Source organism: Rhizobium sp. UFLA01-1127 (genome assembly GCF_059803845.1).
In genome coordinates this window covers 1-20,746 of record NZ_JAUQTZ010000015.1, presented here as the reverse complement: position 1 = coordinate 20,746, position 20,746 = coordinate 1, and the positions used below count along the sequence as shown (strand labels likewise).

Annotated in this window: 21 protein-coding genes and 1 tRNA gene; 9 read left to right on the top strand and 13 right to left on the bottom strand. The window is 60.3% G+C overall.

The window, feature by feature from the left end:
* Positions 1-24: 24 nt before the first annotated feature.
* On the bottom strand, positions 25-1,707 hold the full coding sequence (locus Q4Q11_RS05770; RefSeq protein ID WP_498568896.1) for a phosphoethanolamine transferase: 1,683 nt from the start codon (positions 1,705-1,707) through the stop codon (positions 25-27).
* A gap of 216 nt (positions 1,708-1,923) precedes the next feature.
* On the opposite strand from Q4Q11_RS05770, the gene Q4Q11_RS05765 reads away from it, so the two are divergent.
* Positions 1,924-2,310 (top strand): response regulator, encoded by a 387-nt coding sequence (locus Q4Q11_RS05765; protein WP_498568895.1) that lies wholly within the window; start codon positions 1,924-1,926, stop codon positions 2,308-2,310.
* A 201-nt stretch (positions 2,311-2,511) separates the two neighbouring features.
* Here the strand turns inward: Q4Q11_RS05765 and Q4Q11_RS05760 are convergent, their stop codons facing one another.
* Positions 2,512-2,889, bottom strand: coding sequence for a VOC family protein (locus tag Q4Q11_RS05760; protein ID WP_112505560.1), 378 nt, complete (start codon positions 2,887-2,889; stop codon positions 2,512-2,514).
* A gap of 370 nt (positions 2,890-3,259) precedes the next feature.
* On the opposite strand from Q4Q11_RS05760, the gene Q4Q11_RS05755 reads away from it, so the two are divergent.
* Positions 3,260-3,652 carry a YciI family protein gene (locus tag Q4Q11_RS05755; protein WP_112505557.1) on the top strand — a complete coding sequence of 131 codons (393 nt, stop codon included), beginning with the start codon at positions 3,260-3,262 and terminating at the stop codon, positions 3,650-3,652.
* 31 nt (positions 3,653-3,683) lie between these two features.
* Positions 3,684-4,955 carry an RNA polymerase sigma factor gene (locus Q4Q11_RS05750; protein ID WP_498568894.1) on the top strand — a complete coding sequence of 424 codons (1,272 nt, stop codon included), beginning with the start codon at positions 3,684-3,686 and terminating at the stop codon, positions 4,953-4,955.
* 34 nt (positions 4,956-4,989) lie between these two features.
* Here Q4Q11_RS05750 and Q4Q11_RS05745 read toward each other — a convergent pair whose 3' ends face one another.
* On the bottom strand, positions 4,990-6,390 hold the full coding sequence (locus tag Q4Q11_RS05745) for an MFS transporter (protein ID WP_498568893.1): 1,401 nt from the start codon (positions 6,388-6,390) through the stop codon (positions 4,990-4,992).
* A 120-nt stretch (positions 6,391-6,510) separates the two neighbouring features.
* Between Q4Q11_RS05745 and Q4Q11_RS05740 the strand changes: the two genes are divergently transcribed.
* Together Q4Q11_RS05740 and Q4Q11_RS05735 are read left to right on the top strand one after the other, a co-directional pair.
* Positions 6,511-7,506, top strand: coding sequence for a LysR family transcriptional regulator (locus Q4Q11_RS05740; RefSeq protein WP_498568892.1), 996 nt, complete (start codon positions 6,511-6,513; stop codon positions 7,504-7,506).
* A 19-nt stretch (positions 7,507-7,525) separates the two neighbouring features.
* The gene (locus Q4Q11_RS05735; RefSeq protein WP_498568891.1) at positions 7,526-8,035 is read left to right on the top strand and encodes a GNAT family N-acetyltransferase; all 510 of its coding nucleotides are present in this window, start codon (positions 7,526-7,528) and stop codon (positions 8,033-8,035) included.
* A 1-nt stretch (position 8,036) separates the two neighbouring features.
* Here the strand turns inward: Q4Q11_RS05735 and Q4Q11_RS05730 are convergent, their stop codons facing one another.
* The gene (locus Q4Q11_RS05730; protein WP_113337495.1) at positions 8,037-8,498 is read right to left on the bottom strand and encodes a cupin domain-containing protein; all 462 of its coding nucleotides are present in this window, start codon (positions 8,496-8,498) and stop codon (positions 8,037-8,039) included.
* A gap of 372 nt (positions 8,499-8,870) precedes the next feature.
* On the opposite strand from Q4Q11_RS05730, the gene Q4Q11_RS05725 reads away from it, so the two are divergent.
* Positions 8,871-9,971, top strand: coding sequence for a porin (locus Q4Q11_RS05725; protein ID WP_498568890.1), 1,101 nt, complete (start codon positions 8,871-8,873; stop codon positions 9,969-9,971).
* Positions 9,972-10,368: 397 nt separating this feature from the next.
* Complete coding sequence (locus Q4Q11_RS05720) at positions 10,369-10,680, top strand: hypothetical protein (protein ID WP_498568889.1); 312 nt, start codon at positions 10,369-10,371, stop codon at positions 10,678-10,680.
* A 214-nt stretch (positions 10,681-10,894) separates the two neighbouring features.
* Here Q4Q11_RS05720 and Q4Q11_RS05715 read toward each other — a convergent pair whose 3' ends face one another.
* Positions 10,895-11,128: a hypothetical protein gene (locus tag Q4Q11_RS05715; protein ID WP_113337126.1), complete on the bottom strand. Its 234-nt coding sequence runs from the start codon at positions 11,126-11,128 to the stop codon at positions 10,895-10,897.
* Between the two features lie 162 nt (positions 11,129-11,290).
* Between Q4Q11_RS05715 and Q4Q11_RS05710 the strand changes: the two genes are divergently transcribed.
* Positions 11,291-12,778 carry a hypothetical protein gene (locus Q4Q11_RS05710; protein WP_162738347.1) on the top strand — a complete coding sequence of 496 codons (1,488 nt, stop codon included), beginning with the start codon at positions 11,291-11,293 and terminating at the stop codon, positions 12,776-12,778.
* Here Q4Q11_RS05710 and Q4Q11_RS05705 read toward each other — a convergent pair.
* The 4 genes from Q4Q11_RS05705 to xylF form a co-directional block, all read right to left on the bottom strand.
* A tRNA-Arg gene (locus Q4Q11_RS05705) sits at positions 12,749-12,825 on the bottom strand. The genes Q4Q11_RS05710 and Q4Q11_RS05705 overlap by 30 nt on opposite strands.
* Positions 12,826-12,987: 162 nt before the next feature.
* Entirely contained in the window at positions 12,988-13,770 is a 783-nt protein-coding gene (locus Q4Q11_RS05700) for an ATP-binding cassette domain-containing protein (RefSeq protein ID WP_069612788.1), read from the bottom strand.
* A 15-nt stretch (positions 13,771-13,785) separates the two neighbouring features.
* Positions 13,786-15,114 (bottom strand): sugar ABC transporter permease, encoded by a 1,329-nt coding sequence (locus Q4Q11_RS05695; protein ID WP_112505529.1) that lies wholly within the window; start codon positions 15,112-15,114, stop codon positions 13,786-13,788.
* A gap of 287 nt (positions 15,115-15,401) precedes the next feature.
* A complete protein-coding gene (gene xylF, locus Q4Q11_RS05690) occupies positions 15,402-16,442 on the bottom strand; it encodes a D-xylose ABC transporter substrate-binding protein (protein ID WP_112505526.1) in 1,041 nt (346 codons plus the stop codon).
* A 223-nt stretch (positions 16,443-16,665) separates the two neighbouring features.
* On the opposite strand from xylF, the gene Q4Q11_RS05685 reads away from it, so the two are divergent.
* Positions 16,666-17,907, top strand: coding sequence for an ROK family transcriptional regulator (locus tag Q4Q11_RS05685; protein ID WP_112505523.1), 1,242 nt, complete (start codon positions 16,666-16,668; stop codon positions 17,905-17,907).
* A 54-nt stretch (positions 17,908-17,961) separates the two neighbouring features.
* On the opposite strand, the gene Q4Q11_RS05680 is transcribed toward Q4Q11_RS05685, so the two are convergent.
* From Q4Q11_RS05680 to iolG, 4 genes are all read right to left on the bottom strand, one after another.
* The gene (locus tag Q4Q11_RS05680; RefSeq protein ID WP_112505519.1) at positions 17,962-18,585 is read right to left on the bottom strand and encodes an ATP-dependent Clp protease proteolytic subunit; all 624 of its coding nucleotides are present in this window, start codon (positions 18,583-18,585) and stop codon (positions 17,962-17,964) included.
* Between the two features lie 45 nt (positions 18,586-18,630).
* The gene (locus Q4Q11_RS05675) at positions 18,631-18,990 is read right to left on the bottom strand and encodes an SRPBCC family protein (RefSeq protein ID WP_112505516.1); all 360 of its coding nucleotides are present in this window, start codon (positions 18,988-18,990) and stop codon (positions 18,631-18,633) included.
* Positions 18,987-19,301 carry a metalloregulator ArsR/SmtB family transcription factor gene (locus Q4Q11_RS05670; protein ID WP_112505632.1) on the bottom strand — a complete coding sequence of 105 codons (315 nt, stop codon included), beginning with the start codon at positions 19,299-19,301 and terminating at the stop codon, positions 18,987-18,989. Before Q4Q11_RS05670 ends, Q4Q11_RS05675 begins: the two co-directional genes overlap by 4 nt.
* Before the next feature lie 225 nt (positions 19,302-19,526).
* The gene (gene iolG, locus Q4Q11_RS05665) at positions 19,527-20,519 is read right to left on the bottom strand and encodes an inositol 2-dehydrogenase (RefSeq protein WP_113337128.1); all 993 of its coding nucleotides are present in this window, start codon (positions 20,517-20,519) and stop codon (positions 19,527-19,529) included.
* Positions 20,520-20,746: the final 227 nt, after the last annotated feature.

The following is a 20,746-nucleotide window of genomic DNA, read 5'->3' as shown; positions in this document are numbered from 1 at the left end:
AGGGGCTGCCGATCAACCTTCAGCCTATCGGTTCAGCGCCAGCTTGTTCGATGGCGTGCGGCAGGGAGCGAATACGTCCAGCTTGGGATCGTAGACCTTCGTCGAGACATCCATCATGCCGAGAACGCTGTGGAAGACATTGTCGTGGGAGTAGGTGCCCTCGGCTGCGCGTTTGGCGAGGCAGGCCATGTCGAAACCGGCGGCTTTGGCGAGATCGTCGGCCATCCACACCAGCATCGGCACCTGCGTCTGCTGAGCCGGCGCGATGATATAGGGCGTGCCGTGCAGATAGATGCCGTTTTCGCCGAGTGACTCGCCGTGATCGGAGAAATAGAGCACGGAGCCGGATACGGTGTTCGCGCGCTGCTTCAGCTTGTCGATGACCATCGAGACGATGTGATCCGTATAAAGGATCGTATTGTCGTAAGCGTTGGTGATTTCCTCTTGCGAGCAGGAGCTGAAATCATTCGAACGGCAATCCGGCTGGAACCGGCGGAATTCCTCCGGATAGCGCTGATAATAGGCGGGGCCATGGCTGCCGAGCTGGTGCAGCACCAGCACGCTGTCGCCTCTTATATTGTTCAGCCAGCCGTCGATCCTGTCGACAAGGATCTCGTCCCTGCATTCGTCGTCCTTGCAGAAACGCGGGTCGGCGGACGGCGGCAGATAGGTATAGGAGACGCGGTTCGCCACGTCGTAACTGCCGGTGTCGTTGTCGAGCCAGGTCACATCGACCTTTGCACGGGTCAGCACATCGAGCAGGTTTTCCGTCTCGAGTCCTTTGCGATGCGAATACTGCGTCCGCGTATAGACCGAGAACAGGCAGGGTATGGAGGTTGCCGTCGCTGTGCCGCAGCTGCTTGTGTTGGGGAAATAGACGACATTGCGCTTTGCCAGTTCCGGATTGGTCATCTTAGCGTAGCCGCCAAGCGAGAAATCCTGCGCGCGGGCCGTCTCTCCGGCCACGATGATCGTCACGCGCGGTTTGCCTTTGTCCACCACGCCCACCCTGCGGGCATCCGTTCCCAACGGCTCGGCGACGACGTCCGAATTCCTTTGGGCGTCGATGACGTAGCGAACCGCGCTCGCGATCGGCATCACCGGGTTGAGCGTATCCATCAGGTCGCGATGCGCGCGCCCGACGCCGGCATAGGTTTTATAGAAGCTGGTGCCGGCAGCAACGAAGATCGCCGTACAGGCGAGAATGACGAGGGTGTTGTAGGCAAGCTTCTTGAGGATGGGTCGATGGGCGATCCTGACCCATCCGATGACGAGCGAAGGCAGGACACCCGTCAGCAGGACATATGTCATGAATCGCGCCGTGATCAGATGCGCGCTTTCCGCGCCCGTCGATACGGCTGCATTGCGGATCATCTCCTTGTCGATGATGACGCCGAACTGATCGTTGAACCAGGACGACACGGACGCCACCATCACAAAGAAGATGAGCACCGGCTTCGTGACGTATTTGGCGGAGAAAAGGATGAAGAGCCCCGCCACGCCGGCCGAGATACCGGCTATGAAGGCGATAAAGGCGGCCGGCTCGGCCGTGAAATAGCCGGATGCCTTGATCCAGAACATCCGGTTTGTCACAAGAAGTACATAGAGGGCGGTTATGAGGCAGAGTAAGACGCTACCGACGGCTGGCCTGATATTTTGCCGGCCGGTTGGTGCCTGTTTATGGGTCAATGACGTTCTCCGAGGCATCTGCTGTCGGTCGGGACTGAAGACCTACTATTGCAGGATGTGCTCTGGCTGCAGAAGCCGGCGACCATGGCGGCCAATCCTGACATTTACCTGAATAGGGGTTTTGCGCGGGGCTGTTCTGCGTCCTGTCCGCATTATGTTTGCTTTCACATTCAGGATTCAGGTCATCGTCAGAAATAGGCATCATAGCTGCTGGTTGCAATTGGGGATGCAATCGTGCGGCTTCTGTTGGTCGAAGACAATCCGATTATAGGAAATGCGGTGCAGGATCATCTGCATGCGGAAGGCTGGTCCGTCGACTGGTCGATGAACCTGGAATCCGCGATCGCGGCAATTGCAGCAGCGACGCATGACGTGGTCCTCCTCGATCTTCGCTTGCCGGACGGAAGTGGCCTCGACCTGCTGAAATTCATGGAAGCGCGAGGAGATGCCACCCCCATGATCGTCATGTCGGCCTATGATCAGCTATCGGATCAGATTGCGGCCATGAGCATCGGCGCCATCGACTATCTGGTGAAGCCCTTTGCGCTTACCGAGATGGCGGTTCGCGTGCGAAAAGCGGCAAAGCACGGTCGCCTGATCCGCATGCGCAATGCCGGCTGAGCAAACCGCTTTCGGGAGTGAGCCGGGGCTGCCAGCCGCAGGAGGCCGATCGCCGCCAAGCCGGCTGCAAAAATCACCAGTGACAAAAGCCAGCTCAGGACTGCGTCCGGGAGGTAATGAGCGCCGGTCGGCACACGCAGACCGGCATCGCGACCGAGACGATCCGACGGAGTCCACCCTCGCGCCGCCGCCGGCCGGATTCTATTCGCCGGTCTGGAAATAGGCTTCGAGCCGATAGCCGTCCGGGTCTATGACGAAGGCGGCGTAGTAGAACTGGCTGTAGTCGGGCCGGATGCCCGGACTGCCATTGTCTTCGCCGCCGTTGGCCATACCGGCGGCATAGAAGGCATCGACAGCCGCCTGGCTCGGAGCCACGAAACAGAAATGCAGGCCGGAGCCGCGATCGGCGGGCACGGGGCGTTCCACCTCGCTGACCCAGAACTGAGCGCGCTCCGCGCCATATCCGATCGTGCCATCGAAGTTGCTCAGGCGCTCGTAGCCGAGTGGTGCCAATGCAGCGTCGTAGAACCTCTGTGCCCGCGCCAGGTCTTTGACGCCGATCGAGATATGGTCGAACATGAAAACAAGCTCCCGCCGAGTTGTCCGCGGATCTCCGTCAGAGGCTGCGCCCATGGAAAGACGCCGGCCTTCGAAAGTCCGCAGGTGCAATTTCGCCTCACCATCTTGCAATGATCATGTGAAGTCAACAAAGCGATGTGGCGAGTTGCAGGATCATCCGAACCCGGGCTTTTCAGCTGTGCCAAGGCCGTTTTGGACGTTGTCGATCTTGATGAGCCATATGCGCGGAAGTACGATTTGCCGGCGTTTCGGTCTTCATGCAGATTTTTTCGAAACGGCTGTCGATTTCCAGAGAGCTGCCTCGTCGTCAATATGAGCGGGCTTGTTCAGCGGCAATGGTGCCAGCGTCTCGCTTCCGGAGGAATTTTCCATGCGTTTCATGTCTATCGTCATTGCCAAGGATTTCATGCAGCCATCGCCGGCGCTTCTCGAGGCCATCCACAAGCTCGCCGATCGGGAAATCAAAGCCGGTCGTATGATCGATACGGCAGGGCTGATGCCGCTTGCGACCGGCGCGCGCGTCACGATCAAAGATCGCAAACTGAGCGTCGTCGATGGTCCTTTCGTCGAGGCGAAGGAAGTCGTCGGCGGCTACGCGATCTTCGAGCTGCAGAGCAAGGAGGAGGCCGTGGCGCTGGCGGTCGAGTTCATGCAGCTGCACAAGGATTTCATGCCCGGCTGGGAAGGAACATGTGAGGTGCGCGCCTATTTCGAGCCGAATGCCGAGGGTGTATGCGATCCTCTCGCCGAAGCAAGGGCATGATGCATTCGATCTGTCGTCAAGGCGGGCGGTCGTGACGGCCGCCGGCACCCATCGGGCGATCCTTGCCGTCTGGCGGATCGAACAGCCGCGGCTGATCACCAGTCTGGCGCGATTGCTGCGCGATGTGCCCCTGGCCGAGGATATCACTCAAGAGGCACTGATTGCGGCTTTGGAGCGATGGCCGGAAACGGGCATCCCCGAGCGGCCCGGCGCGTGGCTTATGACTGCCGCCAAACGTCGGGCGCTCGACCATCTGCGCCGGCGCCGGATGCTTGACGAGAAGCACGAACTGATCACCCGGGAGATGGAGGAGGACGAGCAGATCATGCCTGACCTGGACACCGCTCTCGATGACGATATCGGCGATGAAATGCTGCGTCTGATCTTCACGGCATGCCATCCGCTGATCTCGCGCGAGGCACGGGTGGCGTTGGCCTTGCGGATGATCTGCGGCCTGACGACGGAAGAGATCGCGCGGGCATTTCTGGTGTCGGAGGCGACGATCGCGCAGCGTATCGTCCGTGCCAAGAGGACATTGTCGGAATCGGGACTTTCCTATGAGACGCCGCGTGGCGAGGAGCTGTCGCAACGTCTCGCCTCGGTGCTGGAGGTCGTCTATCTCATCTTCAATGAGGGTTATACGGCTGCGCGCGGCGAAAACTGGATGCGGCTGCAATTGTGCAGCGAGGCGCTGCGGCTGGGGCGAATATTGACGTCCGTGGCGCCGCAGGAGCCGGAGGCGCATGCGCTGCTGGCATTGATGGAGCTCAACGCCTCCCGCGCCGCCGCACGAACGGATGCTGCCGGCAACCCGATCCTCCTGCTCGAACAGAATCGCAGCCGATGGGATCGGCTGCAGATTCAACGCGGTCTGAAAGCGCTCATGCGGGCACAGGAGCTTGGTGGCGCGGGCGGGGCCTATGCTCTCCAAGCCGCGATCATCGCGTGCCATGCAAGGGCGAGAACGGCCGATGAAACCGACTGGCGGCGGATCGCCGATCTCTATGGGGAGCTTGCCGGGCTTCTGCGTTCGCCCGTTGTCGAACTCAACCGCGCCGTCGCCATAGGCATGGCCGACGGTCCGGAGGCGGCATTGGAAATCGTTGAAAGTCTCCGCGATGAACCCGTGCTGAGGGGCTATCATCTCCTGCCGAGCGTTCGCGGCGATCTTCTCTGCAAGCTCCGCCGATATGACGAGGCACGGCGAGCCTTTGAGGCGGCCGCCGCGCTTGCTGAAAATCAGAGGGAGCGTGATTTCCTGATGCGCCGCGCCGGCGAAGCTGCCGGCAAAGAAAGGGACTGACCCGCCTGAGGAGGGCGGGTCATCTTGCGTTGGATTATTCCGCAGCCTGATAATTCGAGGCTCTTGCGGTAGACGAGCGCGGGCCGAGCGCTGCGAGCAGCGTAATGGCGGCGGCAAGGATCGTCACGAAACCGATGCCGGCGATATAAGGGTTCCAGCCAAAACTCGGTGCTGCGCTGAAGACGGCCGATGCCGCCGCCAGGATGATGCCGCCGCCGATCTGGAAGGAGGCAAACAGCATGCCCGAAGCCAGGCCGGATTCATCGTCGCCAACGTCGGAGAGAGCCGCGACCTGGATCGACGGATAGGTCATGGCATAGCCGACGCCGAGCAGGAGCTGCGAGACGGCGACGAGTGCCATCGTATCGATGTTTCCCGCAGACAGCGCCCAGAAGAGATAGCTGATGGCCTGCAATCCGACGCCGAAGGTCATGAGCAGGGTCGTGCCGCGTTTCTGGCCGATCGTAGCGAAGCGCGGAGCAAGGAACATGACGCAGGAGCCGGCTATGGCGAAGGCGAAGCCTGTCGCAAAGGCCGACCAGCCGACAATGGTCTGGTAGTAGAGCGTCGCGACGAATTGAAAGCCGACATAGGCTCCCTGGTACAGTGCGGCAACGGCATTGGCGTGGCTGAGCTTGGCACGCCGGAACATGGCAAGCGGCACCATCGGATCGTGATGACGCGATTCCACGATCAGGAACAGCACGATCAGGATCAAAGCGGCGAGGAGCGAGCCCCAGGTCGCGAAGGCCTGCCAGCCATCGGCGGCGGCGTTGGTGACGCCGAAGACGAAGAGCAGCAGTCCGGGGGTGATCGTCAGGGCGCCGGCCCAGTCGAAGCGAGTGCGCGGGCCGCTCCGCTTGTGGTCGGCGGGCAGTACGAGCGGGGCGACGGTCAGCGCGAGGATGGCGACGGGAGCGCCCATGACGATGGTTGCGCGCCAGCTGATGAGCGTTGCCGCGCCGCCCAGCACCATGCCGAGCACGAAGCCGGCAGCACCGGTGGAGGAGAAGACGCCGAGCGCCTTGGCACGGGCTTCGCCTTCTCCGAAGACGGAGAGAAGGAGGGCAAGGGCTGCCGGTGCCGTGAAGGCGGCAGCGATGCCCTTGATCAGGCGCGCGGCGATGAGCGTCGGAGCGCTGTCGACGAAACCGCCGGCAATGCTGGCGGCGGCAAAGACGGCGAGCGACCAGAGGAAGACGCGGCGGTGGCCGAAGAGATCGGCGACACGGCCGCTGAGCAGCAGGAAGCCGCCATAGCCGAGCACATAGGCGCTGACGGCCCATTGCAGCGAGGTTGCCTGCATGCCGAGCTCTTTCTGGATTGCGGGCAAGGCCACGCCGATGGTGGAGACGTCCATGGCGTCGAGGAAATTGGCGGCGCATAGCAGCAGCAACGCCAATCCCGCTCCGCTTCGGGTTTGGGAAGAAGTCATCGGGATCGTTCCTTTCTAGGCTGCCGTCTCTTGGGAGGTCGAAAGCGGCAGGGAACGAGAAAATGTACATCTTCAAACCCCATTGCAAATTGATAGTAACCATGTCAGGTATTACTGGCGATGATGAATGATGCGACACTTCGAAAAATCGATCTCAATCTGCTGCTCGCCTTCTCCGTGCTGATGCAGGAGCGGAATGTCAGCCGTGCGGCCGAGCGCCTGCTGCTCGGCCAGCCGGGTCTTTCCGCAGCACTCCGCCGATTGCGCGAGACGCTGGACGACGAATTGTTCGTACGCGTCGGGCGTGGTCTGCAGCCGACGCCGCGGGCGCTGTCCATCGCGCCGGCGATCGAGGATGCTCTCTCGGGTATCGAACGCGCCATCCGCCCGCCGGCAGCCTTCGATCCGGAGAACTGGCATGGCGAGTTCCGCATAGGGCTTTGCGACAATCTCGAATCCTCCTTCTTCGGGCCGCTGATGGCGCGGCTGCGCCGGCTCGCGCCGCATGCGCGGCTGACCAGCGTGGCGTTCGACCGGCGTGACGCGGTACGCCTGCTGGACGAGGGTGCCTTTGACTTCAGCATTTCGGTGCATGACGAACCGGCCTCGTGGCATGTTCGCGCGCCGCTTTTCGAACAGGCTTCGCTCTGCATCTACGATGGCCGGCATCTGAAATGCGCGGCGCCGCTGAGCCTGAAGCATTTCGCCAGCGCGCCGCATGTCACCGTTTCGCTGGAAGGAGCCACATCCAGCAATGTAGACGTCGCCCTTGCACGCCTCGGCCATCGCCGGCAGGTGGTGGCAACGGTTCCCCGCTTTTCGGCGCTTCCGACGACGCTGCGCGCCATTCCGGCTATTGCGACAGTTCCCGAGGCCATTGCGCGCTGCATGGCGCAACTGCATGACCTGAAGATTTCGGAGCCGCCGTTAGAACTGCCGGCCGATCCGGTGACGATGCTCTACCGGCGCGTCGATCAGGCCGACAGCCGCTCGGTATGGTTCCGCCGCCTGTTCGTGGAAGTGGTCACGGAAGCGCTGGAGGCGAGCGGATGCAGCATGTGCGTTTCCACGGATGCCTGCTGCTACGATCCGCCGGTCCCTGCCGAGGCGGTATGATCCTTCAAGGGGAGGGGGCATGATCCGGCATACGGTGCGTCTGTCCCTCCGCAGACCGGAAGAGCGGGATCTCGATTTCGTCACCGCGCTCTTTGCCCGGCCGGAGCTTGTCGCCCATCGGCCAAATCCGGCACCGGACTCTCCTGCGGAAAGCGCGAGGCGACTTGCACGCGATCGGGCGCACTGGCGCCTGCATGGATTCGGACGCTGGGCGATCGAAACGGAAGGGCGGCTGATCGGCTTCGGAGGCATTACCGTCTCAAGGGAATTCGAAGGACTCAATCTTTCCTATCATTTGCATCCTGATTACTGGGGAAATGGCTATGCGACGGAACTGGTGACGGAGGCCTTGGCCTTCGCCCGCAGTGATCTCAAGGCGAAGCGGGTTGTCGGGCTTGTCCGTCCCGTCAATACCGCCTCCCGCAGGGTGCTGGAGAAATGCGGCTTCGGTTTCGAGCGTGAAGTCATGCTGCATGGTGCGCCCACTCATCTGCTTTCCTATCGGCTGGCCGTGGCGACCGACGACTGATTTAGCCGTCGGGATAAGGCATGCCATCCTTGTGCACGAAGCGTCCATCCGTGCTGGAGCTCATCATGTCGATGTCCGAGCAGGTGATGAGGTCCGTCGGCGAACGCGAGCCGGCCTCGAGATAGATGGCCGTGGTATCGGACTTGTTGATCATGTGATGGCCGTTGCCCGAACCCTTCGGGAAGGCGGCGCAGTCGCCGGCGCGCAGCACGGTTTCTCCGTCATCCTCGATCAACGTCAGCTCGCCTTCCAGCACATAGACGAATTCATCCTCTTCCGAATGCCAGTGCCTTTGGCTCGACCAGTTGCCCGGCGGCAGCCGCATGAGATTGACGCCGAAATCCTTGAGGCCGCCTGCATCACCCAGCCGCTGACGTACGCGCTCCGTGCAGGGATCGTTGAACGGCGCGGGATAATGCGTGCCCTTGATCTTGGGTATGGCTGCAATATCGATCTTCGGCATGATGAACCTGCCTGCGATTTGCCATGGATTGATGTGCTGTCGGTGTGCCTTCAAGTCTAGCAAGATACATCGCTGTCAGTCCAGCAATGTATCTCGGTCCGTACGGCAAGGGTCGTGCAGTTGCCTATGTTGTCATCCGGCTGTCACCTGGTTGTCATCGTTCATACACATGTGCGTCGTTTGAGCAACACGCCATATGCAGGTGCTGTCACACATGGCGGGTGCCTGCCTAAATTCTTGTAAAAACGAAATAGTAAATGCAGCTTACTAACCGGAAGCGAAGCCTCGCGCTTCGGAATAGGCACTGGAACTTGATGTCGAGCGGCGGCAGGTTCGTCCATCGCGCAAGTTCGTTTGACGAATGGAGTTACCATGAACATCAAGAGCTTGCTTATCGGTTCCGCTGCTGCCCTTTGCGTCGTATCCGGCGCCCATGCGGCTGACGCCATCGTCGCCGCCGAGCCGGAGCCGCTGGAATATGTCCGCATCTGCGATGCTTTCGGCGCTGGCTACTTCTTCATTCCCGGCACGGAGACCTGTTTGCGGGTCGGCGGCAAGATCCGCACGGAAGGCCAGTGGAAGGACCCCTACAATCGCGACAGCAATTTCGGCACCAAGTGGCATACCCGCGCGGAGCTGAACCTCAACACCGCAACCGATACCGAATACGGTCCGCTCAAGACCGAGACCATCGTTCGTTGGGACTGGAACGACGGCAACGCCACTTCGACGAACCTGCTGTGGGCCTACATCACCCTTGCCGGCTTCACTGTGGGCAAGACGGATTCGCAGTACAACCAGTTCATCGGCTACGCCGGCGACGTGGTCCAGGACGACGTCATCTATGACGGTCCGTATGAACTGAACCAGATCACCTACAACTACGACAGCGGTACGGGCTTCACCGGCGTCATCTCGCTCGAAGACAGCAACTCCGGAACGACGACCAGCGCCTATGGCGGAAGCTGGCAGCTCTCCAAGAGCGATCACTATGCTCCGAACGTCGTCGCCGGCCTCGGCTACAAGGCGGGCGCCTGGCAGTTCCGCGTGGTCGGCGGTTATGACTCGATCGTCGAGGAGGGCGCGATCAAGGCCCGTGTCGATGCCGACTTCGGCGTCTTCTCCGCTTTCCTGATGGGCGGCTGGAATACGGACGGCGACAAGCTCAACCAGTATGCCGGCTCGAACCAGCATGTCTCGGCCTGCACGACGTCCGACGGTGTCGTTCATGGCGCGGATTGCGGCTGGGGCGACTGGGCAGTCTGGGGCGGCGTCGGCGTTCCGATCAACGACAAGCTGAAGTGGAACTTGCAGCTCGCCTATACCGACTCCAAGATCTTCGAGGCGACCACGAACGTGAAGTTCAACCCGGTCAAGAACCTGTTGATCGAGCCGGAAGTGACCTATGTTCACTATGACGTGCCAAGCGACGACAGCTTCTCCGGCATCCTGCGCTTCGAGCGGACGTTCTGATTTCGGTCCAGGCCGATCTTCATGAACAAGGCCCGTTCGTCACATCGGACCTTATCCATCTTGACGGACGATTTTTAGATCTCCGTTCGCCCCGCATGCTGCCGGCAGGCGTCATGCGGCGCACCGTGACCTCTAGAGCCGGATGATTTTAGGTCCGTTCGACCTGAAATCTGAATCCGCTCTAGAAACAAAGAAGTAGAGCATGATGTCGTCCGAAAACCGAGCACACTTTTCGGCATCATGCTCTGGCGCAATCGTACCCGAACGGGCGCCGGGTCAGCCTTGGCAGTGGTCACACGGCCGATAAAGGGAAGTCGGTTCACTGTCATAAATCCAATGCTAATCAACGACTATCTCATTTTCGATAGCGCCCTTCGGCGCGACCAAAGGAAGCCCCATGAAGACGATCGTCACCCTTGCAGCAATTGCAATGTTCTCCACGAATGCAATGGCCATGTCGGCCTATAATTCCAAGTCGATGACCTGCGCAGCCGTGCATGAAAAGATGGCTCAGGAAAGGTCTATCGTGCTGAGATATCCTTCGCACCATCCGGGCATGATGATGTACAGCCGCACCGTCTCGAATTCGATGGCTTGCCTCGGACAGGGTAATATGACCAGCGCCAGCATTCCGACGAGCGACGACGCGAGCTGCAAGATCAAGACCTGCAGCTTCACCACCGGCAAGGGGTCGACCAAGAACCATTGAGGCGGTGGTGCGAGACGAACCAGCGCCTAAAAGAACATCGTTGCGGCGGGAGGTTCCTGCTGCCGGTGGATAGTGGCAGGTTGCTCACAGGCGATTTAGATTCGGCCGGACTGCGACGTTGGCTCTTCTTATTCGGGAAAATGGCACGCCCGAAGAAGATGAAAATGAGAACTCGTATGCGGTTGTTTGTGCTGTCAATTTTTGAACCCGACTTTTAGGTGGTGGTTCCGGCAGGCACGGCAAACACCCGGTAGATCGCCACCCTTAGATTGTCATCGCAGGCTGAAAACTCGTCGGCCGCTTCGATGATGAAGTCCACCTGTTCGCGGGACCTTTGCGGCGGCAGTCGTGCCGCTTCAAGCTCAGAGGGCGTGAGATAATGCTCAAGATACGCGTAGGGATCGATGTTCCGCTTAAGGAATTCGCTAGTGAATAAGTTCCAGGTCATCCTGGCGCTGCGTCGTCGTTGGGCGTTCCAGCAACGACGATAGTCGGTGACTTCCGCTAGAGGGTCCGCGTCTGAAAGTCTCAAACCTGAGTAAAAGGCAACGTGGCGACCGCATCCATCATCATCCTCGCGGACCAGAATTAATTCGACTATAAAGTGCAAATGAAACCGATCACAGGATTATTTCTTGGCGCTGGCGCTTCATACGAAGCCGGGATGCCGCTTGTTTGGGAACTTACGAGCGAACTAAAGACCTGGCTTACCCCCGAAAAGCTGCGGGAACTTATCGTAGGCTGGCGTTCCCAGGGCGCCGTATTTTCCGATGCTGTGATTGAAGACTTAGTCTCGGTCTTGGTGCGGCCAGATATGCACTACGAGGCGCTGCTCGGCCATCTGGAAACTCAGTTTATGCGCCATAATCACATAGGTGCGCGAGGCAACGAGTATCATGGTCTTTATTCGTGGCTGATCGAGATGGTCTACTATCTGCTGTATTATCGGCAGATCAACAACCGTGCCTTTCTCGATAAGCATCTTCACCGCTTCGATGGCATCGGCGCGCTCATAAATGACTCAACGCCGCTATGGGTGTTCTCGCTGAACCACGACGTTATGATCGAAACGATTGCTGCTCGGCTCTCAATTCCCCTGCACACCGGGTTTGGTTCTTCGACTATCCGTTTGCCGAGACGCGACCAAACAGGACGAGCGATTGGGGAGCTGAGGGCGGAAACGCTCACCCTCGACCAGCTCGACAACAAAACAATGTTTTATCCAAATCCATTGCAGCCGGGCATCTATTTGATGAAGATTCACGGCGCGCTTGATGTCTTCACCTTCAATGACGGTAAAGACGTGTTGAAATTGCTGCCGGAGGGTTCGGGCACATACGGCTATATCGATGCGCTGCGTGCTGCAAATGAGGAGCTATTCTACCTACTGACGGGCGCCCCCAGCGGGAAGGTCAAAGCCACAAACGAAATCGCCTATGCCGACAGCGCGGGAGAAATGCAGTTTCTCCGACGAAGTCTCCTGTCCGGCGCGTACAAATTTGGCACGCGGAACACCCAGGTTCTGCCTAAAAGCATGTTGAAGCATTTTCGGGTGCATCTGAATTTTGTGACCAACCTCGTCTGCATTGGGTATGGGCTTGGCGATCTCCATATCAATGCCGTGATCCGGGAATGGCTAGAATTCACACCCGACCGTCGACTCGAAATCGTCGATCCGTTCATTGACAACGTTCCCGCATTCCTACTGCATCTCAGCCCGCAGGTAACGCTCACGAAGAGCGACACGACTGATTTCCTGGACCAGAGAGCTGGCATAACGCGATCACGGTTCGAAAGGCTCGAAAAGCGCTTGGCGGCGACGTTGCGCCGAAGGGGGAAGCAGCGAGCTGCGCAGAACCTAGAGGCATTTGCGAGGAAAAATCAGGACAAAGTGATTGAGATTCTCGTGAAGAAACTCAGTGAACTGCCTCATATCAATGGTCAGCCGGACTTGACTAGCCTCGGCCACCCAGCTGAAGTCGCAAAACGCTGGGCGTCGGAAATGAAATTGAGTGAAGACGAGCTGTTGAACGCGTTGATTGAGCATCTTGCGGAAATAGATGAAAATTGGCGCACCCGACAGGATTCGAACCTGTGACCTTTGGAATCGGAATCCAACACTCTATCCAGCTGAGCTACGGGTGCATGCCGTGGCGGTTTGAATCGCCTGTCCGATGGCTGGTTCTTAGCCTAGGAAGCGCTTGGCTTCAATGCGGAAAATTCAGGAAAGCGAGAGATCGGCAATTTTGAATCGACAAGGCCGCGGGCTTTGGGCTCGCGGCCTCGATTTTATCTAGCCGTTTCGGCTTATTCCTTCATGGCGCCGGGGCCGGGGGTGGCCTTTGGCGGAACCTTGCCGAGGATGATCATGCCGAGGACTTCGTCCTTGGTGACGTCTTCGGTGCGGGCGTGGCCGACGACCTGGCCGTTCTTCATCACCGAGACGCGGTCGGCGAGGTCGAAGACATCGTGGATGTCATGGCTGATGAGGAAGATGCCGATGCCTTCCTTCTTCAGCTGCTTGATGAGTTCGCCAACCTGCGCCGTCTCCTGAGGGCCGAGTGCCGCCGTCGGCTCGTCCATGATCAGGATGCGGGCATCGAAGAGGATGGCGCGGGCGATCGCAACCGACTGGCGCTGGCCGCCGGAAAGAGCCTTCACCGGCTCCTTGAAGCGCTTGAAGTTGGGGTTGAGGCGCCCCATGACTTCGCGCGCTTTCGCTTCCATCGCGACATCGTCCAGCGTGCCCCAGCGGGTCTGCAGCTCGCGGCCGAGATAGAGGTTGGCGGCGGCGTCGACATTGTCGGCGACGGCGAGCGTCTGGTAGATCGTCTCGATGCCGTATTTCTTGGCGTCGCGCGGGCTGCGGATATCGGCGGGTTCGCCGTTGATCAGGATATCGCCGCTGTCGCGCTTGTAGGCGCCGGAGAGGATCTTGATCAGCGTCGATTTGCCGGCGCCGTTATGACCGAGGAGAGCGACGACTTCGCCGGGGTAGAGGTCCACCGAGGCATTGTCGACAGCGTGAATGCCGCCGAAGGAAATGGAAATGTTCTTCATTTCCACAAGCGGAGTGGTTTGATCCGTCATGGTTCAGAATTCCTTTTACTTGGCACGCGAGCGGTAGACGATGTCGAGCCAGACGGCGACCACCAGGACAACGCCGACGACGACGTTCTGAATGGGCGTGTCGACATTGGCGAGCCCCATGCCCGATTGCAGCGATTGCATGACGAGCGCGCCGAGCATGGCGCCGGCGACCGTGCCGCTGCCGCCGGCAAGCGACGTGCCGCCGATGACGGCTGCTGCGATTGTGAAGAGCTCGTAGGTCGTGCCCTGCGAATTGACGGCCGAGTTGAGGCGCGCCGTGGAGATCGCGGCGGAGACTGCGGCGAGCAGGCCCATCAGCGCGAAGATCCTGATGATGACCCATTTGGTCTTGATGCCGGCGAGTTCGGCTGCCTCCGGATTGCCGCCGATCGCGAAGACGTAGCGGCCGAAGCGCAGGCGGGTGGCGATGAAGGTCATCACGATGCCGATGAGAACGGCGATGAGGACCGGAACCGCGATGCCGTAGGGGATATCCAGGCCGGTCTCGGGCCAAGTGATATTGTGTTCCGTGGCATAGCGCTTGGCGATGCCAATCGGCCAGTCATAGCTGTTGAAGAGATAGACTGTGCCGAGGACGAGCAGGGAACCGAGGCCGGCAAGGAAATATTCCGCCCAAAGCGGCCGGCGCGGAAAGTGGAAGCGCTTTCTTTGCTGGCGCGAGCCGATGATGCCGAAGACGATCAGCAGGCAGGAGATCACGCCCACCACCCAGCTCCAGGTGGCGCCGATCGAGCCGGTGGCGCCGCTGCCGCCCATGATCACGAAGGTGGAATCCATCGGCGCCACGGTCTGGCCGCTGGTGACGTACCAGGCGAGACCGCGCCACACGAGGAGACCGCCAAGGGTGACAATGAAGGAGGGGACGTTCATGAAGGCAATGATCGCGCCCTGGAAGGCGCCGATGGCCGTGCCGATCGCCAGGCCGCAGAGGAGCGTGATGATCCAGGTCCAGGAGCTGTCGAAGCCGAGATATTGCGGCAGCCATTTTGCCTGCATGACGCCCATGATCATGGCGACGAAGCCGAGCACCGAGCCGACCGAGAGGTCGATGTTGCGCGTGACGATGACCAGCACCATGCCCGTGGCGAGAACCGCGATTTCGCAGGTCTGCACCGAAAGGTTCCAAAGGTTTCTGGCCGTCAGGAACTCCCGGCCGTCGAAGACCCTGAGGTAGAGATCGAAGCCGATCCAGATGATCAGCAACGCTCCGATCATGCCGAGCAGGCGGGTATCGATTTCTGTGGCGCGCAGAAAGCGGGTGATCGCGCCGGCATCTGCGTTCCGAGGCCCGCTCGATGTGGTGGACTGTGTCATGTCGGCCATCGCTTTGCCGTTCTCCCTCTGTCGGGCGCGGCCGGCGATGCATTCTGGCTATCGCTGGCAATCGCGCCAATCTCAAAAATGTCTGCCGCCGCCTGTTCCAACCGATCTTCGTCCGGCCCCGACGGCCGCCGTCCGGCAGGCCAGGGGGTTGCGGTGGCACACCACGCTGCGGGGAAGCTTCGTCTCCCGCCGCAAGGGAGAGTTGTCGGCTTCCAATCCGCATTCGACGCCGCAACGGTGTGCCGTTGCGGCGTCGGTTTTTCGATGGTCAATCGTTCAAGGACGGCTTATTTGCAGGCTGCGACGGCGCCGGCCTTGACGCCCTGGCAGGCTTCGGCCTTGGAGATCCAGCCGGCATCGATGACGACGTTCAGATTGTCCTTGGTGATGGCGACCGGGGTCAGGAAGACCGACTTCATCGGAACGTGCTTCGGTCCGCCGTTGAAGGTCTGCACGCCGGCGATCTGATCCATCGTCTTGCCGCCGGCAAGCGACAGGGCAATTTCGGCGGCGCGCTTGCCGAGTTCACGCGAGTCCTTCCAGATGGAAACGGTCTGCGTGCCGAGCGCGATGCGGTTCAGAGCGGCCTTGTCTGCGTCCTGGCCGGAAACCGGCACGGAGCCCGCAAGACCCTGAGCGTCGAGGGCGGCGACTGCGCCACCGGCGGTGCCGTCGTTGGAGGCGACGACCGCGTCAACCTTGTTGTTGTTGGCGGTCAGGAACTGCTCCATGTTGCGCTGCGCGTTCTGCGGCAGCCAGCCGTCCGTATAGGCTTCGCCGACGTTCTTGATCTTGCCGGCGTCGATGGAGGGCTTCAGCACTTCCATCTGGCCGGAGAAGAGGAAGTCGGCGTTCGGGTCGGACGAGGAGCCCTTGATGAAGACGTAGTTGCCAGCCGGCTTCGCCTTCAGGACTTCGCGAGCCTGCATGCGGCCCACTTCCTTGTTGTCGAAGGTGATGTAGAACGCAGCCGGATTTTCGATCAGGCGGTCGTAACCGACAACCGGAATGCCTTCGTCGGCGGCCTTTTCGACGGCCGGGCCGATGGCATCGGAATCCTGCGCGAGAATGATGAGAGCATTGGCACCCTGGGAAATCAGGGATTCAACGTCGGTCAGCTGCTTGGAAGCAGACGACTGGGCGTCAGCGGAAATATACTTGGCGCCGGCTGCGGCCAGGGCCTTCTTGATGGCTGCCTCATCCGTCTTCCAGCGTTCTTCCTGGAAGTTCGACCAGGAAACGCCGACGACGAGATCCTTGGCGAAGGCAGCCGTCTGCATGGTCAAAACGATGGCCGCGCCCGCAGCCAGCTTGATGAAAGCTTTCATATGATCCTCCCGAGTGAATGCGACCGCACGTATCCTGAACTCCCGTCGGCCGCCGCGAAATGCTGACAAGAAAAAGCTTTGGATTTTTTTCTCGACAGTCGAGAAATTTAGTGTCAGAGATTTTTTCAGCTGTCAACACCCGCATTGCCGGGTTTGATCGGTCATCCGAAACGGGCTATCGGGGACTGCGGAGAGGGAGGCTGAATGAGCAGGGAGCTTGCCGATGCTGGCCAAATCGAGCACCGAATTGGTCCGTCAAAAGAACAGCGCTTTGGTCTTGTCGGCGCTGCGCCGGCACGGCCCGCTCGCGCATACCGAGCTTTCTGATTTCACAAAGCTCTCCTCCGCGACCGTATCGGTCATCACGGCGGATCTGGAGCGGGCGCAGATCATCGAAAAGGCGGAACAGCAGGCTGCCAGCGGCCGCGGGCGACCGCGCGTCCTGTTTTCACAGCGGCGTGACTGCGGCTATCTGATCGTCGTCGTCATCTCGTCGGATGCCGTGCAATATTCTCTTGTCGACTATACCGGCCGGCTGATGGACCGCTTTACGGAAGAGAGGCAGCAGAGCGTCGCGGGCGTCGATCGCTTCGTGGCCGGATTGCGCGATGCCTTGAACCGGATCGCCGCCCGTTCGCAATTGCCGCGCGACAAGGTGCTGATGATCTCGATCAGCAGCAAGGGGCTTGTCGATGCTTCGGAACCGGTGCTGCGATGGTCGCCGATCTTCGGACGTGACGAGATCGATTTTGCCGCCGTGCTGCGCGACGAATGGTCGGCGCAGATCATTCTCGGCAACGAAACCCTGCTGGTGGCCGCGGCCCTCGGACGGCAGGAAGACATCAGGACGCGCGGCAATTTCCGCGCGATGGCGGCGCTGTCACTCGGCCACAGTATCGGGCTTGGCATCGTGCGGCGGGACCACGAAGGCAACCATCAGATATCGGCGCCGAATTTCGGGCATATGATGCATGTGCCCGGTGGGGGCCTGTGCCGCTGCGGCGCGCGCGGATGCATAGAGGCCTATGCCGGTTTCTACGCCATACTGCGCACGGCTTTCGATGTGCCGCTCGACACGATCCCGGCGAAGTTCGTGCCGATCGCCGAGCTCGACAAGATCGCGGTCAGCGCACGGCAGGGCGGGCGCCGCAACGTACTGGCCTTCCGCCAGGCCGGCCTTGCGCTCGGCACCGGCCTGTCGCGCGTCTTGAGCCTGCATGAGCGGATGCCGATCGTCATCACCGGTCCCGGCGTGCGCTACTACGATCTGCTGATCGAGGGCATGACGGAAGGATTGGCGGAATCGCATGTCGTGCGCATGGAAGGCATGCCGGAGCTGCGGGTCATCGTCGACGAGCCGACGCTGGTCTTCGAAGGGCATTTGAACCGGGCGCTTTCGATCATCGACAATCACATCGTGAGGAGGGGAGCCGCGGTCATGGAACTGCGCGACCGGGCGAGTTGATAAGCGAGGTCGGCGCAAGGCGCCGCCATACGCCCGGCTGCAGTGTCGTTGGAATCAATCTGCCAATCCCGAGTGCGGGTCTTCCTCGCGAATCTGCAGAATGCGATCGATGAGACCCCATTCGAGTGCTTCTTCCGCGGTCATGAAGTGATCGCGATCCATGGCGCGTTCGAACTCCTCATAGGAGCGGCCGCAATGCTCGGCGTAAAGCCGCGTCATGCGGTGTTTCGTCCGTCTCATTTCTTCGGCGTGGATAAAGATGTCCGATGCCTGCCCCTGGAAACCGCCCAATGGCTGGTGAATATGGATGCTGGCATTCGGAAGCGCGGTGCGTTCACCCGGCTGGCCCGACATCAAGAGGAACGAGCCCATCGAACGGGCGGTTCCCATGCACAGCGTGTGCACCGGCGCGCGGATATAACGCATGGTATCGTACATCGCGAGGCCGCTGGTCACCACGCCGCCGGGCGAATTGATGTAGAGATGGATCGGTCTCTTGGGATTTTCGGCCTCGAGAAACAGCAATTGTGCGCAGACGAGCGCCGAGACGTCATCGTTCACCTCGCCGTTGAGGAAGATGATTCGTTCGCGCAGCAGCCGGGAATAGATGTCGAAAGACCTTTCCCCTCTGTTGGATTGTTCGACGACCATAGGGACGAGTTGCATCGCTTCGCGCATCGGCGAACTCCAATGTTCTTGAAATTTGAGGTGTGATCGATGCCGTCAGGCAGCGAGCAGGACGGTCAGGCTGTTGTTGTTCGCTGCCGCGCTTGCGGGCCTGCGAAGCCTCGTGTCATCAAGTTCGTGGATGATCCGCAGGCTGGTCCCGCCGTTTGCGTTCGGGGCGAGCCGGAAGGTCACGGTGCTTTCGAGGAACGGCGGCGCGTCATCCCGCAGCCTGTAGCGGACCTCTTGGCCTGGTGTGACGGAAATCGCTTCCGGATCCGCCAAAGCCTTGGCGGGCAGCCAGTTTTCGCGAAGTTCGGGAGTGCTGACTGCGCGCCAGACCTTTTGCGGCGGTTCGTTGAGCTGGTATTCGAGTTCGATGCCGTTCCTTCGCGCAGGGATCTTGAGATTGTTCATTGATCCATATCCTTCAGCAACACCTTGAGAGCTTCGATGCGGGCGGGCCAGTAGGCGCGGTATTTCGCCAGCCATTGCGCGATGAGGGCAAGCCCCTCCGGATCGACTTCGTAATTCACGAAACGGCCGTGTCGTTCTTCCCGGACCAGACCGGCACCGCGCAGAACGGCGAGATGCTGGGACATGGCCGGCTGGCTGATATCGATGCCTTCGCGCAGGGCGCTGGCGTTCATGCCGCCCGCAGCCAGCTTCTCGAAGATGGCGCGGCGGGTCGGATCGGCCAATGCCCGGAATATCTCGTTCTCTATCATGGAGACAGATAAGCATACACTTATGCGATTCGCAAGAGGTTGCGGTAAAGATGGCGGCAAGGAGAGGGCGATAGCGTCGTGCAACAGTGCGCCGATCCTTACGCAGAGGTGCGGAAGCTCGAAGAACTGGATGGCATAGGTCTGCCGCACGATAAAAAGCCCGCCGCGAATTGCTTCGCGGCGGGCTTGTTGGGAGATCATTTCCTTGCAGGACTAGGGACCTGCTCAGTCGACCTTTACCAGGCGGCCTTCCTTGACCGACTGCAGGGCGGCATCCGCCAGCTTCAGCGCGGCAAGGCCATCCTTGCCCGACGGCGTGATGGCGGCACCGTTTTCGATCGCAGCGATGAAACTCGCGATCTCGTTGGCGTAGGCTTCGGTGTAGCGCGTCATGAAGAAATCATGCAGCGGCGGGCGCGTGTAGCCATCGCCATTGGCGACTTCGATGGAGAAGGGGCGCTGATTTTCAGCGGAAACAAGACCCTTCGAGCCGTGGATTTCGATGCGCTGGTCGTAGCCATAGGTGGCGCGGCGCGAGTTGGAGATGATTGCCTGCTTGCCGGATGCCGTCTGGAGGATGACGGAAACGCTGTCGTAATCGCCGGCGTCGCCGATTGCCTTGTCGACGAGGACTGCGGCGGTTGCGGTGACCGCCACCGGCTCTTCGCCGAGCAGGAAGCGCGCCATGTCGAAATCATGGATGGTCATGTCGCGGAAAATGCCGCCGGAGCGCTTGATGTAGTCGACGGGCGGGGCGCCCGGATCGCGCGAGGTGATCGTCACCATTTCCACGGTGCCGATACGGCCTTCGTCGATGGCCTTCTTCACCGCCATGAAATGCGGGTCGAAGCGGCGGTTGAAGCCGACCATCAGCTTGCCCTTGGTTTCCTCGACCACTTTGATGCAGGCCTCGACGCGGGCGACGTCGAGATCGACGGGCTTTTCGCAGAAGACGGCCTTGCCGGCGCGGGAGAAGCGCTCGATGAGATCGGCATGGGTATCGGTCGGCGTGCAAATCACAACGGCATCGATATCCTTGGCGGCTTCGATTGCCGCGATTGTGCGCACTTCGCAGCCATAGGCGGCCGAGATTGCCTCCGCTGCCGCCGGAAACGCGTCCGCGACGGCGACGAGCTTCGCATTGGCATCGCCGCTGACGGCCTTCGCATGCACCTTGCCGATACGCCCGGCGCCGAGCAGACCAAATCTGACAGTCATTCTTACCTCCCTGGATTCGGAACAAATGGACCGAATATCAACATTAGTGGAATTTTCATTCCATTTTCCGCGGTCGGCGTCAAGCCGCCCGGACTTCACAATTCTGAAAATTCCGGCTCGGCATCGGCTTAGCCGAAATCCGCCCGCGAAACCTTATTTTATGCAGACGACTTCACAATTTTCCCGATGATGCGCTAAAGACATGTCTTCTTGAATAGGCAAAAGAA

Bases quoted from the DNA above. Each gene is read 5' to 3' on its own strand.
- Q4Q11_RS05680 (WP_112505519.1), bottom strand. From the start codon at position 18,585: ATGCGCGAAGCGATGCAACTCGTCCCTATGGTCGTCGAACAATCCAAC.
- Q4Q11_RS05720 (WP_498568889.1), top strand. From the start codon at position 10,369: ATGAAGACGATCGTCACCCTTGCAGCAATTGCAATGTTCTCCACGAAT.
- Q4Q11_RS05770 (WP_498568896.1), bottom strand. From the start codon at position 1,707: ATGCCTCGGAGAACGTCATTGACCCATAAACAGGCACCAACCGGCCGG.
- Q4Q11_RS05670 (WP_112505632.1), bottom strand. From the start codon at position 19,301: ATGATAGAGAACGAGATATTCCGGGCATTGGCCGATCCGACCCGCCGC.
- Q4Q11_RS05675 (WP_112505516.1), bottom strand. From the start codon at position 18,990: ATGAACAATCTCAAGATCCCTGCGCGAAGGAACGGCATCGAACTCGAA.
- Q4Q11_RS05710 (WP_162738347.1), top strand. From the start codon at position 11,291: ATGAAACCGATCACAGGATTATTTCTTGGCGCTGGCGCTTCATACGAA.
- Q4Q11_RS05760 (WP_112505560.1), bottom strand. From the start codon at position 2,889: ATGTTCGACCATATCTCGATCGGCGTCAAAGACCTGGCGCGGGCACAG.
- iolG (WP_113337128.1), bottom strand. From the start codon at position 20,519: ATGACTGTCAGATTTGGTCTGCTCGGCGCCGGGCGTATCGGCAAGGTG.
- Q4Q11_RS05725 (WP_498568890.1), top strand. From the start codon at position 8,871: ATGAACATCAAGAGCTTGCTTATCGGTTCCGCTGCTGCCCTTTGCGTC.
- xylF (WP_112505526.1), bottom strand. From the start codon at position 16,442: ATGAAAGCTTTCATCAAGCTGGCTGCGGGCGCGGCCATCGTTTTGACC.
- Q4Q11_RS05735 (WP_498568891.1), top strand. From the start codon at position 7,526: ATGATCCGGCATACGGTGCGTCTGTCCCTCCGCAGACCGGAAGAGCGG.
- Q4Q11_RS05740 (WP_498568892.1), top strand. From the start codon at position 6,511: ATGATGAATGATGCGACACTTCGAAAAATCGATCTCAATCTGCTGCTC.
- Q4Q11_RS05715 (WP_113337126.1), bottom strand. From the start codon at position 11,128: ATGACCTGGAACTTATTCACTAGCGAATTCCTTAAGCGGAACATCGAT.
- Q4Q11_RS05745 (WP_498568893.1), bottom strand. From the start codon at position 6,390: ATGACTTCTTCCCAAACCCGAAGCGGAGCGGGATTGGCGTTGCTGCTG.
- Q4Q11_RS05700 (WP_069612788.1), bottom strand. From the start codon at position 13,770: ATGACGGATCAAACCACTCCGCTTGTGGAAATGAAGAACATTTCCATT.
- Q4Q11_RS05755 (WP_112505557.1), top strand. From the start codon at position 3,260: ATGCGTTTCATGTCTATCGTCATTGCCAAGGATTTCATGCAGCCATCG.
- Q4Q11_RS05685 (WP_112505523.1), top strand. From the start codon at position 16,666: ATGCTGGCCAAATCGAGCACCGAATTGGTCCGTCAAAAGAACAGCGCT.
- Q4Q11_RS05730 (WP_113337495.1), bottom strand. From the start codon at position 8,498: ATGCCGAAGATCGATATTGCAGCCATACCCAAGATCAAGGGCACGCAT.
- Q4Q11_RS05695 (WP_112505529.1), bottom strand. From the start codon at position 15,114: ATGGCCGACATGACACAGTCCACCACATCGAGCGGGCCTCGGAACGCA.